The organism is Pantoea sp. BRR-3P (assembly GCF_039621635.1).
GTDB lineage: Bacteria > Pseudomonadota > Gammaproteobacteria > Enterobacterales > Enterobacteriaceae > Pantoea > Pantoea floridensis.
On sequence record NZ_CP155066.1, the window covers coordinates 4,012,881 to 4,025,869 of the forward strand.

Genomic DNA, 12,989 nt, shown 5'->3' on the forward strand with positions numbered 1-12,989 from the left:
GTCGCCATTATCGTGCGGTTATTAGCCAGGTCGCCATGAATGGCGACCCTACTACACGGTTTTGTAGGGTGCGCATTCATGCGCACCGGATGAGTTAACCCACGCGCTTCACGTCACCAACCAGCAGGATGTACGACAACGCACCGATCAGCGCCACCGCTGAGATATACACCAGCGCAGGCGCAAAACCATAATCCTGCGCCAGATAGCCCACCACCAGCGGTACAGTGATGCCGCCCAGGCCACCGACAAAGTTGAACATCCCGCCGGTCAGGCCAATCAAGCGCACCGGCGCCAGCGACGACACCAGCGACCAGGTAATCGAAGCGAAGCCGTTGCCGAAGAAGGCGATGGCCATCAACGTCATAATCCAGATGGGATCGTTGGTGTAGTTAGCGCCCATGATGCAGGTTGAAATCAGCAAGCCGCAGATAATCGGCGTTTTACGGGCGAACCCAAGTGAACGGCCGCTGCGCACCAGGCGATCGGCAACGATGCCCGACAGAATCACGCCAACAAACGCCGCGAGGAAAGGCACCGTGGTCATAAAGCCCGCGGTCAGCGCCGCGATGTGTTTTTCCTGCGTCAGGTAGTTCGGGAACCAGGTCAGGAAGAACCACAGCGTTGACGTCACCGCGAATTGGCCGAGATACACGCCGCACAGCTTGCGATGGAATACCAGTTTCCAGTCGGCAGCGGTAAGTTTGGTACGGGTTTTCTTCTCGCTCGGCGCATCGCCATCAACCATCGCGCCCCCTTCACGGATGTAATCCAGCTCGGCTTTGTTGATGCCTTTGCTCTGACTCGGTGCCTGATAGCACTTAATCCAGACCAGCGACCAGATAATGCCGATGGCCCCGGTGATGATGAACACCCAATGCCAGCTCAACAGTTCCTGGATCCAGATCAGCAGCGGCGTCAGGAATGCCAGGCCAACAAACTGGCCGGAGGTATAAAAGCCCACCGCTGAAGCGCGCTCCTGTTCCGGGAACCAACTGGTCACCAGACGGTTATTGGTGGGGAAGGCGGGCGCTTCAAAGATGCCCGTAATAGCGCGCAGGCCAATTAAGGATAATAAGCCCGTCGCGAATCCCTGGAATAGCGTTGCGACCGACCAACCGAAGATGGCAATAAAATAGGTTAAGCGTGAACCAACGCGATCAAGGAACCAACCGCCGGGAATCTGGCACAGCGTATATAACCAGGCAAAGGCAGAAAATACATAACCCATTTGCGCTTTGGTGATGCCGAATTCTTCCTGAATATGGGCAGAGGCCACCGCTAAATTAGCGCGATCGACATAACAAATAACCACCGTAATAAAGATCATCAACAAGGTAATATAACGACGGCGCGTCGGTTTGGCGTGAACAGCAGAGAGATCCATGGTGTTTCTCCGTAATCGCGATTGCCGTTAAGGCGCGATAAAGCGCGCCCCGGTAAACGCAGGTAGTGGTAACAAAGGTAAAGCCGCCGTGGCGGTAAATAAGCTGTGCCGGGAAAAAGGCTGAGTGAAGCCCTATGCCCTATTTCACCGGCATATAATCGTTTAGATTTAATTTAATTAAATTTAATATCCTAAATAATTTAAGTGGCAGAAAACACATCTGCAGTCTAAATTAAGATAGGTATTTACCATTCAGCAACTGAACCGTCCGGGAATCTCCAGAGTGGGTTTCTCCAGTCCGGTGCATTTTTACTACGCTCAATCACTAACTCTTCGTTAATTTCCACGCCGAGGCCCGGTTTATTTAACGGATAGAAATGACCGTCATCCATTTTGAAATCGTCTTTATTGATCACGTAATCGAGCAGTTCAGCGCCCTGATTATAGTGAATCCCCATGCTTTGTTCCTGGAACACCGCATTGCGCGAGACGAAATCGACGTGCAGGCACGCCGCCAGCGCGATCGGGCCCAGCGGGCAGTGTGGTGCCAGCGCGACATCGTAGGATTCGGCCATTGCGGCAATTTTATAGCACTCGGTGATACCGCCCGCATGCGACAGATCCGGTTGCAGAATCGCCAGACCACCCGCTTCCAGCACGCGTTTGAATTCAAAGCGCGAGAACATACGTTCGCCAGCGGCAATTGGGATGTGGGTTTGTGCGGCGAGGCGCGGATAGTATTCCGCCTGTTCGGCCAGCACCGGCTCTTCAATAAACAGCGGACGATAGGGTTCCAGCTCTTTGATCAGCACTTTTGCCATTGGCGCACTGACGCGACCGTGGAAATCGAGGCCGAATTCAATCTCTTTACCGAAGGCTTCACGAATCTGTGCCACGGTATTGACGGCCTCGTCGACTTTGCGGGCGTTATCAATAATGCCCATCTCTTCACAGCCGTTGAGTTTAAAGGTATCAAAACCGATAGTGCGCAGTTTCTTAATGCCATCAATCACCTCTGATGGGCGATCGCCGCCTACCCAGCTGTAGGCTTTGATGCTGTCGCGCACTAAGCCGCCGAGCAGTTGATAAACCGGTACGCCCAGCGCTTTACCTTTGATATCCCACAACGCCTGATCGATACCGGCAATCGCGCTCATCAGAATCGGGCCACCGCGATAGAAACCACCGCGATACATCACCTGCCATAAATCATTGATGCGCGCCGGATCCTGGCCAATCAAATACTCCGACAGCTCGTGTACCGCCGCTTCCACGCTGCGAGCGCGCCCTTCGATGACCGGTTCGCCCCAGCCGACAATGCCTTCATCGGTTTCAATTTTCAGGAACATCCAGCGCGGCGGCAGGCGATAAGTGGTCAGTTTGGTAATTTTCATCGTACAGCGTCCTTATAAGCAGCAATAAATGCGCGAGCCTGTTCCACAGTGCGCGACAACGGTTGCCCGGCGCGATAAAGATCGCTACCTAAGCCGGCACCAATGCAGCCTGCGGCCATAAACTCATGCAGGTTCTCCGGCGTCACGCCGCCCACGGCAAACACCGGCACCTCTGGCGGCAACACCGCTTTCAACGCTTTGATGTAGCCCGGACCAAAAGCCGACGACGGGAAAATTTTCAGCGCCTGCGCCCCGGCCTGTAAAGCAGTGAACGCTTCGGTGGCGGTCGCACATCCGGCGGCAACGATCATGCCTTTGGCCACCGCCTGGCGGATAACCGCAGCATCGGTATTCGGCGTGACCACTAATTTGCTATTCAGCGTCGCCAGCTCGTCGACCTGCGCCGGATTCAGCACCGTACCGGCGCCAATTAGCGCCTTGTCGCCAAAGGTTTTCACCATCGCGCCAATACTTTTGCCCCATTGCGGCGAGTTCAGCGGGATTTCAATCGCGTCGAAACCCGCGTCGATCAATGCGCCAACGTGCGCTTCCGCTTCATCCGGCGTGATACCGCGCAGAATCGCGATCAGCGGAACCTTAGTTTGCCAGGACATTCGCAATACTCCTTATTCCGTGCTGGAAAGCACGATCGCCCTCCAGCGTGACTGAATCCAGGCCGATAAAATGCAGCGCCTGCTGATAGCGTTGCGCCAGCGCACTTCCGGCAATAATGGTGATCGGTTGGCTGCCTGCCGCGTGGTTTTTTGTCATTAGCGCCACTTCGTGGCCGATCAGTAAACCTGAGAGAAAATCACTGATATGACGGCGATCGCGCGCGCCGAGTACGTGTGAAGCACGCACCTCAAACAGCCGAGACAGAATCGAGGCATCGTTGCTACCGATCTGTAGGCCATCGAGGAAGGCGGTGGCGTTCTCTTCTTGCTGCGGTAAACCGGCGCCCACCAGCGACTGTTTCAGCAGCAGATGGTGTAGCTCACCGGTCATTACGGTACGGAAATCCAGCACGCGATCCTGTTCCACCTGCACCCATTTAGCATGCGTACCGGGCATGACGTAGAGCGGCGCGGGCTGCAATGCCAGCGCACCGAGTAGCTGTGTCTCTTCACCGCGCATCACGTTGTAGTTGTCGTCACGTTCGACGCTCAGTCCCGGCACGATCCATGCCTTATCTTCAACGCGCGTCAGTCGGCTACTCAACTCACCCAGCGCCACCGGGCAGGACAGATAGGGCACCGATAGCCAGCCCGCGTTGCTGCCAACCATGCCGGCCATGACGACGGGAACGTCATTGGTTGGCCAACCGTCGGTCACGCTGGCAAAGACTTCGGCAGGTGTGCGCTCGCCCAGGCGCGTGACACCCGCTTCTGAACGGCGCTCCTCTTTGCATTCACCGGCCTGATAATACCAGGCGCGCAGGTTGGTCGATCCCCAATCAATCGCGATATAGCTGGTCACATAATCTCCTTGAGTCGTGCCGTTGAGCTGGCAATCATCGCTTTAGCCGCCTGCTCCGCTGCATCACCATCCTGATGGCGAATGGCATCAAACAGCGCTTTATGTTCGGCTAAGGTGCGCGGCATGTTGCCTTCATCAGCCATATAGGTTTGCGCAAACACCGCTTTTTGCAGCTGGCTGATTGCCACATTGAGCTGCTGCAATACCGGGTTGTGCACCGAATTCAACACCGCTTCGTGATAGCGAATATCCGCTTCGTTAAAGGCTTCACGATTGAGGTGATTGGCCACCATGGCGTTGTAGGCCAGCTCAATGGCGGCCAGATCGGTTGAAGTGGCGCGCTCGGCTGACCAGCGCGCAATCTGCGGCTCCACCAGCACACGCACTTCGTTCATTGCCGCAATCAGACGCGGATCCTGATCGTGCGCCAGCGCCCACTGCAACACATCGCTATCCAGATAGTTCCACTGGTTACGTGGCGTAACGAAGGCGCCGCGATAGCGCTTCATCTCCATTAAACGCTTCGCCATCAGCGAACGAAAAACTTCACGGATGATGTTGCGCGAGGTGCCAAAACGCTCACACAGTTCAGCTTCCGCCGGCAACGCCGCACCTGGCACAAACTTCCCTGCCACAATCTCTTCACCCAGCGTGAGGATGATGCGTTCCGTTTTACTTAATTGTTCTTGCGTCATGATGTTCCATTCAGTGAAAGGCGATAGCGCATCAGATTACTGCTTTCGTTCCGCGAAGCCTACGCCGCCGATTGTAGTACCATAACGTTAAGTTGTACTACAATGTGGATCACAAAATAGACAATCCATAGGTGAAATCGCGGTAGGGTTGCCAGAAATGGCGTAATGCTCGTCAGTTAAACCTGAATCGGTCACCATGAATGGTGACCCTACGTGGATATAGCCCGGGTTTTCGTAGGGTGCGCATTCATGCGCACCAGCATAAACAGGCATTTTTTTGCTTAACCGATCGGTATTACGCCAGGAATGGTGACCTTAAAATCGCATCGAAGGGTTTGTTGGGTCGCCACTCATGGCGACCCAATCACAACGTGAGGAGAAAAAAGAAGGGTTTACAGCACCAGCTCTTCGATAGCGTGCGCCACGCCATCTTCCATGTTGGTTTTGGTAATGAACTGCGCAATTTTTTTCACCGAATCAATGGCATTACCCATTGCTACGCCCGTTCCAGCATACTCAATCATGGCCAGATCGTTTTCCTGATCGCCAATCGCCATCACTTCCTCACGCGCCAGGCCAAGTTTCTCAGCCAGCATTTTCACGCCTTGTCCTTTATTCGCACGCGAATCGAGGATTTCGAGGTAATACGGGGCGCTTTTGAGGATGGTGTAATTATCGCGAGCCTGCTGTGGCAAACGCTGAATGGCAGAATCCAGCAGATCGGGTTTATCGATCATCATCAGCTTAGGGAAGCGCGTGGCGCGATCCATTTCTTCAACGGAGCGATAGCGCACCGGAATGCCAGTGAGGCTCGCTTCGTGGATGGTGAATTCGCTGATGTCTTTGTTTGGCGTATAGAGGAAGGATTTGTCGAAAGCCTGGAAGTGGACGCCAAGGTCACGCGCTAGCTGTTCAATATAAAGGTAGTCGTCAAAGCCCAGGGTAATTTCTGCAACGCATTCACCATCATTGGCACGATGCACCAGCGCACCGTTATAACTGATGCAGTATTGGCCCTCATCAACCAAATTCAGCTCCATTAAATAGCGCTGAATACCGACGTAGGGACGGCCAGTGGTAAGCACCACCATAACGCCTTTTTTGTGCGCGCGCTCAATCGCGGATTTAACGGCGGGCGTGATCTCATGCTGCGGATTGAGCAGCGTGCCGTCCATATCGATTGCAACCAGTTTTATTGCCATAACGTCCTCGTTGAGTCAGGGTTTTGATCAATGCTAGCGCGATTCAGCTCGCATTGACCAGTTTCACAGCAGACTTAGGACTTTTTACTCAACCATTAAAAAAGGCCATCATATACATGATGGCCTGAAATACAGGGAGCAAGAGGCTGGTTTTACTGGCTCATTGCGTCTTTTTTCATTTTATCTTCTTTACCCATCGCATCCTTCTTCATGCCCATTGCATCTTTGTGCATGCCGTCTTTTTTCATGCCCATTTCATCTTTGTGCATGCCCTCTTTCTTCATGCCCATTTCATCTTTGTGCATGGCCTCTTTCTTCATGCCCATTTCATCTTTTTTCATGGCGTCTTTGCCCATGGTGTCAGCAGCATAGGCAACGGACATGGTCATCATTGAAGCGATAAAGGTTGCTACGATTACGTTTTTCATAGGGTGTTTCCTTACATTATTTTCATTTATGAAGCGTATTGGCGCACCAGGCGCCGGGTTTTTAGCGATCAGCTTCCGCCGAACCAGTTGTATCCTTCGTCTTCCCAGTAACCGCCGGTATAACGGTTGGTTACTTCAATCACCTGTATATGCTTTGGATTTTTGTATCCCAGCTTGGTTGGGATACGGATTTTCATCGGATAACCATATTCAGGCGGTAAAATGCGTCCATCCCAGCTCAATGCCATGATGGTTTGTGGATGCAGCGCCGATGCCATATCGATGCTGGTGTAGTAATCATCCGCACATTTGAAACTGACATATTTGGCCGTGGTATCAGCCCCGATGAGTTTCAGGAAGTCAGCAAAACGCACGCCGCCCCAGCGGCCAATCGCGCTCCAGCCTTCCACGCAGATATGGCGCGTAATCTGATCAACCTGCTGCAGGTTGTAGAGCTGTGGCAGCGACCAGCTGCGCTTATCACTCACCAGACCGGCAATCTCCAGGCGCCACTGCTCGCCGTTAACCTGTGGAATATCCTCTTCACCGTAAAACGCGTTGAACGGGAAAGACTTAGCGATACGATCTGCGCTGTATTCCGGTGCCAAACTGGCAGGATTAAATAGCCAGCCCTGAACGCGATCGTTGAAGCGAGAAAAGCTATTCAGCACGCTATCCACGTCGGGCGTTTCGCGGAGATCGCAGCCGGTTAGCATCACCACCCCACCAAGTGTTAATCCCTGGCGTAAAAAACGGCGACGTGCGGATGAATCCAGCTGGCGCGCCAAAAGTTGCTGCGCTTCTTTTACTACTGCCTCCGCATCGCCCGGTGAAAGTCCGAGATTACTTTTTTTCATTTCGCTCTCCTTAGCGTCCACGCAGCATGGCAATGAAGGTTTTAGGCACCAGCGCCACCATCACCAGATGCACCACGACAAAACCCATCAGCGCTGTCATCGCGTAAAAATGGATGAAACGCGCGGCCTCATAACCGCCAAGGAGTTCGCGTAACAATCCAAACTGGACGGATTTCCATAACACCAGCCCAGACAGCACCAGCAGCAGGCAATCCACCATTACAAACAGATAGGCAGCCCGTTGAACGTTGTTGTAATGCCGTAAATCCGCATGTGCCAGTTTGCCCTTTAGCGCGTTGATGGCATCCTGCTGGATCCCACGTAGCGTCAGCGGTAGAAACTTTTTGGCAAAACGTCCGGTCACGATATTCATCGTCAGATAAAACACGCCATTCGCAGCGAAAATCCACATGGCGGCGAAGTGCCACTGCAGCGCTCCGCCTAACCAGCCGCCGAGAGTAACCTCGCTCGGAAAATAAAAGTCGAATAGGGGTGAAGCGTTATAAATGCGCCATCCGCTCAACGTCATAAGCACAATGGCTGCGGCATTGATCCAGTGGCACGCTCGCAGCCAGCGTGGATGAATCACGGCCGGGCATGCGGTATTTTTGTCCAAATGAATGTCCATATCATCTGCCTCCCTTTTTAATGTGGCCGCATTGTTGCGCGGGCCCGCTCTGCCCTATGACAAGAAATGTCTCAATGACTGGCTTTTAAACCCACGGCCTCATGGAGAAATTTTCAATCCGTGTCTGAGCTCAGCGTTTAAGGTCTGAATGCTATTGTGGTGCGTTGTTGTTCACTAAAGCCTCACGCAGGTTTAAACAAAATGTGAACACTTTCCGCTGTCTTTAGCGGTAAATTGATCTGATAAGCGAAGCAGGAATGGATGATGCACAACGCAAAAAAAATACTTATCGTCGAAGATGACTGCGGAATTGCCGACGTTTTACGTCTGAACTTTCAGGATGAAGGCTACGATGTAACCCACGCAGCCGAAGGGAATCTCGCTGTGCAGCTGCTTGAAACCCAGCATTGGGATGCCTTAATTCTTGATTTGATGTTGCCCGGCGTGGATGGATTAGAAATCTGTCGTCGAGCCCGCGCGATGAAGCGTTATACGCCAATTATCATGATCAGCGCACGTTCAAGCGAGGTGCATCGCGTATTGGGTCTGGAACTGGGTGCAGATGATTACCTGCCAAAACCTTTTTCCGTACTGGAACTGGTGGCGCGGCTCAAAGCCCTATTTCGTCGCCAGGAGGCGATGGCCATCAATTCACGCATGGAAGCCGGTACGCTGCACCACGAGGCGCTAATGATTGATCCCATGGCACGAGAAGTCTGGCTGCGCAGCAAGCCAGTAAATTTAACGCCGCGCGAGTTCGATCTGCTCTACTACTTTGCCAGGCATCCCGGAAAAGTTTTTTCTCGCCTCAACCTGCTTAATCAGGTTTGGGGTTATCAACACGATGGTTATGAACACACCGTAAACACCCATATCAACCGTTTACGGTTGAAAATTGAAGACAACCCAGCCGAACCCCGCTACATCCTGACGGTGTGGGGGAAAGGCTATAAATTTTCGCTGCCTGCGAATTAGGTTTTAAACATGAAACGCCTGACACTCAGCCAGCGCCTGGCGCTGGTTTTTGCTTCTCTGCTATTACTTTGCACACTGTTGTCGGGCTGGATGCAGATTCGCATTAATGCACAATATGGCAGCGCCGTGGTTCAACGCTTATCCGACGGACTTGCCAGACATATCGCCAGCCTTAATCCCGATATGATTGGCGAAAAAGGCGTTAACCTGCCGCTCATGAAGGCGCTGTTTAATGATTTGATGGCGCTCAACCCCAGCGTTGAGGTCTATTTGCTGGATTTGCAGGGCAATATTCTGGCCGATGCCGCGCCGCCTCATCATATTAAACGTACCAACGTCAGCGTTGCCCCCCTGCGATCACAGCTCAACGGCGCCGCTGCGCCAGTTTATGGTGATGACCCGCGTAATCTGCAGGAGAAGAAAGTGTTTAGCGTTGCGCCCCTTTCTCTTAATGGCCAGCCTGTTGGCTATCTGTATGTCATTCTCCAGGGAGAAAATTATCTCCAGCTGGAGCAGGAAGCGCAGCTCGATATTTTACAGCGTACGTCATTGTGGTCTTCTTTATTGGTGGTGCTGTTTGGGCTGACGGCGGGCGTGGTGGCGTTCAGTTTAATTACCCGACCGATGCGTCAGTTAACGCAGCGCGTACGCAAACTTAACCGCGAAGACATGACGGAGATAAAACAGCTAGCCGAGTTACCGTTGCCGCAACAACAAGAAAAGGATGAGGTGGCGGTATTACAAGGTGCTTTTGTCGGTATGGCGCGTCGCGTTGCCTTTCAGTGGGAAAAGCTGGCTTATCAGGATCAGCTGCGCCGCGATTTTGTCGCCAATATCTCGCACGACCTGCGCACGCCGCTTACCACTTTGCATGGTTATCTTGAAACCTTGCTGTATAAAGCGGATAGCCTAAAAGCAGATGAAAGTCAGCGTTATTTGCATATCGCGCTTTCGCAAAGCCAGAAAGTGAGCATGTTAGCCCAGCAGTTATTTGAATTGGCGCAGCTGGAATATGGCGTGATAAAACCCAACTGTGAGGCGTTTAGTCTTTCTGAACTCACTTACGATGTGGTGCAGAAATTCGAATTAATGGCCAGTACGCGTAATATTCGCTTCGTGGTGGATATGCCAGACCAGTTGCCGCAGGTAAATGCCGATGTCTCAATGATTGACCGTGTGCTAACTAACTTACTGGATAACGCGCTTAAATATACGCCACAGGCGGGTACGATTGAAGTTACGCTGCGTAACGCAGAACGTGAGGTTGAAGTGAGCCTGAAAGATTCCGGGCCGGGTATTCCCGAGGCTTTACGAGCCACACTGTTTGAGCGTCCTTCTGCACTTTCGCACGCCAGCACCCGAAAAAACAGCGGTGGTTTGGGATTAATGGTGGTTCGCCGCATTCTGCAACTGCATGGCAAAGATATCCGCCTGGATGAAAAATACCCCGGCGCATGCTTCCGTTTCTCCGTCCCACGCTGAAAATAAAAAACCCTTCCACCAGGGAAGGGTTTTCTGTCTCGGCCTTATCGATTAGATATCGATATTGGCCGCTTTCAGCGCATTCTCTTCGATAAACGCACGACGCGGTTCAACTGCATCGCCCATTAAGGTAGTGAACAGCTGATCAGCAGCAATAGCATCCTTGATCGTCACGCGCAGCATGCGGCGGCTATCCGGATCCATGGTGGTTTCCCACAGCTGCTCAGGGTTCATCTCACCCAAACCTTTATAACGTTGAACAGACAGACCACGACGCGACTCTTTCACCAGCCACTCAATCGCCTGCTCGAAGCTGCTTACCGGCTGGCGACGTTCACCACGTTCGATAAATGCATCTTCTTCGATCAGACCACGCAGCTGCTCGCCCAGACTACAGATTTTGCGGTATTCCGGGCCATCGATGAATTCACTATCCAGCGGATAATCGGTATCAACACCGTGGGTGCGGACACGCAGCACCGGTTCGAACAGATTCTGTTCGCGGTTTGCACGCACCTGCGCCACATAGCTGCTGCCATGCGCTTCGCGCTCGGTGAGATACGCGACTAAAGCGTCGATCCAGCCCTGTACTGCGGCTTCGTCACTGAGGTCATTTAACGTTGGATGGTAGATCAGGCCACGCAGCAGAGCCGCTGGGAAACGACGCTCCATACGCTTGATCATGCGCTGCGTACTGTTGAAATCAGCCACCAGCGTTTCCAGCGGCTGACCCGCCAAAGCTGGCGCGCTGGCATTGGTGTGCAGCGTTGCGCCATCGAGCGCGATAGAAATCTGATATTGATCCATCGCTTCGTCGTCTTTAATGTACTGTTCTTGCTTGCCTTTCTTCACTTTGTACAGCGGCGGCTGAGCAATATAGACGTGACCACGCTCCACGATTTCCGGCATCTGACGATAGAAGAAGGTCAACAGCAGCGTACGGATGTGCGAGCCGTCGACGTCCGCATCGGTCATGATGATGATGCTGTGATAACGCAGTTTGTCCGGGTTGTATTCGTCGCGACCGATACCACAGCCCAGCGCAGTGATCAGCGTGGCGACTTCCTGCGACGCCAGCATCTTGTCGAAACGCGCTTTCTCCACGTTCAGGATTTTACCTTTCAGCGGCAGAATCGCCTGGTTTTTACGGTTACGGCCCTGCTTGGCGGAGCCGCCTGCGGAGTCACCCTCCACCAGGTAGATTTCAGACAGCGCCGGATCGCGCTCCTGACAATCCGCCAGTTTGCCCGGCAGACCGGCCAAATCCAGCGCACCTTTACGGCGCGTCATTTCACGCGCACGACGCGCCGCTTCACGCGCACGCGCCGCATCAATGATCTTGCCTACCACGATTTTGGCGTCAGATGGATTTTCCAGCAGGTATTCTGCCAGCAGTTCGTTCATCTGCTGCTCTACCGCCGATTTCACTTCTGAAGAGACCAGCTTGTCTTTGGTCTGGGAAGAGAACTTCGGATCCGGCACTTTCACCGAAACCACGGCGATCAGACCTTCACGCGCATCGTCACCGGTGGCGCTGACTTTGGCTTTTTTGCTGTAACCTTCTTTATCCATGTAGGCGTTCAGGGTACGCGTCATTGCCGCACGGAAACCGGCCAGGTGCGTACCGCCGTCGCGCTGTGGAATGTTGTTGGTGAAGCAGTAGATGTTTTCCTGGAAACCGTCGTTCCACTGCAGCGCCACTTCCACGCCAATGCCATCTTTCTCGGTAGAGAAATAGAACACGGTGGGATGGATTGGCGTTTTGTTTTTGTTGAGATACTCAACAAACGCCTTGATACCGCCTTCGTAGTGGAAGTGATCGCTCTTGCCGTCGCGTTTATCTTCGAGACGAATCGAAACGCCAGAGTTGAGGAACGAGAGTTCACGCAGGCGCTTCGCCAGGATGTCGTACTCAAATTCAATCACATTAGTGAAGGTTTCATAGCTCGGCCAGAAACGCACGCGGGTACCGGTTGCGTCGGTATCACCTGATACCGCCAGCGGTGCCTGCGGCACGCCGTGCTGATAAACCTGCTGGTGCACTTTACCTTCGCGACGAATGGTCAGCTCCAGCTTCTGCGACAGGGCGTTTACCACGGAAACGCCGACGCCGTGCAGACCGCCCGATACTTTATATGAGTTATCATCAAATTTACCGCCTGCGTGCAGAACGGTCATGATCACTTCCGCCGCAGAGACGCCCTCTTCCGGGTGAATGCCGGTAGGAATACCACGGCCATCATCCTGCACGGAAACCGAGTTATCGGCATGAATAGTAACGGTAATGTCACTGCAGTGACCGGCGAGCGCTTCGTCGATAGCGTTATCCACGACTTCGAATACCATGTGATGCAGACCGGTGCCGTCATCCGTATCGCCGATGTACATGCCCGGGCGTTTGCGTACCGCATCAAGCCCTTTCAGGACTTTGATACTTGAGGAGTCATAAGAATTCGACATCAACG

Annotated in this window: 12 protein-coding genes; 2 read left to right on the plus strand and 10 right to left on the minus strand. The window is 53.1% G+C overall.

All coding sequences use genetic code 11. The features are described from left to right. Positions 1-94: 94 nt before the first annotated feature. The 9 genes from AAGR08_RS18520 to AAGR08_RS18560 form a co-directional block, all read right to left on the minus strand. Entirely contained in the window at positions 95-1,387 is a 1,293-nt protein-coding gene (locus tag AAGR08_RS18520; RefSeq protein ID WP_097095479.1) for an MFS transporter, read from the minus strand. A 245-nt stretch (positions 1,388-1,632) separates the two neighbouring features. Then, positions 1,633-2,781, minus strand: a complete 1,149-nt coding sequence (gene dgoD / locus AAGR08_RS18525; protein WP_097095480.1) for a galactonate dehydratase — start codon at positions 2,779-2,781, stop codon at positions 1,633-1,635. Further along, positions 2,778-3,395, minus strand: coding sequence for a 2-dehydro-3-deoxy-6-phosphogalactonate aldolase (locus tag AAGR08_RS18530; RefSeq protein ID WP_345827624.1), 618 nt, complete (start codon positions 3,393-3,395; stop codon positions 2,778-2,780). The genes dgoD and AAGR08_RS18530 overlap by 4 nt, the downstream gene beginning before the upstream one ends. Further along, positions 3,379-4,257 (minus strand): 2-dehydro-3-deoxygalactonokinase, encoded by an 879-nt coding sequence (locus AAGR08_RS18535; RefSeq protein WP_097095482.1) that lies wholly within the window; start codon positions 4,255-4,257, stop codon positions 3,379-3,381. Before AAGR08_RS18535 ends, AAGR08_RS18530 begins: the two co-directional genes overlap by 17 nt. Then, a complete protein-coding gene (locus AAGR08_RS18540) occupies positions 4,254-4,952 on the minus strand; it encodes a FadR/GntR family transcriptional regulator (RefSeq protein WP_345827626.1) in 699 nt (232 codons plus the stop codon). Before AAGR08_RS18540 ends, AAGR08_RS18535 begins: the two co-directional genes overlap by 4 nt. Positions 4,953-5,344: 392 nt before the next feature. Beyond that, positions 5,345-6,154, minus strand: a complete 810-nt coding sequence (gene yidA, locus AAGR08_RS18545; RefSeq protein WP_345827628.1) for a sugar-phosphatase — start codon at positions 6,152-6,154, stop codon at positions 5,345-5,347. Between the two features lie 152 nt (positions 6,155-6,306). Continuing rightward, the gene (locus AAGR08_RS18550) at positions 6,307-6,582 is read right to left on the minus strand and encodes a hypothetical protein (protein ID WP_345827630.1); all 276 of its coding nucleotides are present in this window, start codon (positions 6,580-6,582) and stop codon (positions 6,307-6,309) included. A 68-nt stretch (positions 6,583-6,650) separates the two neighbouring features. Continuing rightward, positions 6,651-7,439, minus strand: coding sequence for a molybdopterin-dependent oxidoreductase (locus AAGR08_RS18555; RefSeq protein ID WP_345827631.1), 789 nt, complete (start codon positions 7,437-7,439; stop codon positions 6,651-6,653). Between the two features lie 10 nt (positions 7,440-7,449). Further along, positions 7,450-8,067 carry a cytochrome b/b6 domain-containing protein gene (locus tag AAGR08_RS18560; RefSeq protein ID WP_345827632.1) on the minus strand — a complete coding sequence of 206 codons (618 nt, stop codon included), beginning with the start codon at positions 8,065-8,067 and terminating at the stop codon, positions 7,450-7,452. 264 nt (positions 8,068-8,331) lie between these two features. Between AAGR08_RS18560 and AAGR08_RS18565 the strand changes: the two genes are divergently transcribed. Further along, positions 8,332-9,042: a response regulator transcription factor gene (locus AAGR08_RS18565; protein WP_345827633.1), complete on the plus strand. Its 711-nt coding sequence runs from the start codon at positions 8,332-8,334 to the stop codon at positions 9,040-9,042. A 9-nt stretch (positions 9,043-9,051) separates the two neighbouring features. Further along, positions 9,052-10,524 (plus strand): HAMP domain-containing sensor histidine kinase, encoded by a 1,473-nt coding sequence (locus AAGR08_RS18570; RefSeq protein WP_097095489.1) that lies wholly within the window; start codon positions 9,052-9,054, stop codon positions 10,522-10,524. 51 nt (positions 10,525-10,575) lie between these two features. Here AAGR08_RS18570 and gyrB read toward each other — a convergent pair whose 3' ends face one another. Continuing rightward, positions 10,576-12,984: a DNA topoisomerase (ATP-hydrolyzing) subunit B gene (gene gyrB / locus AAGR08_RS18575; RefSeq protein ID WP_097095490.1), complete on the minus strand. Its 2,409-nt coding sequence runs from the start codon at positions 12,982-12,984 to the stop codon at positions 10,576-10,578. Positions 12,985-12,989: the final 5 nt, after the last annotated feature.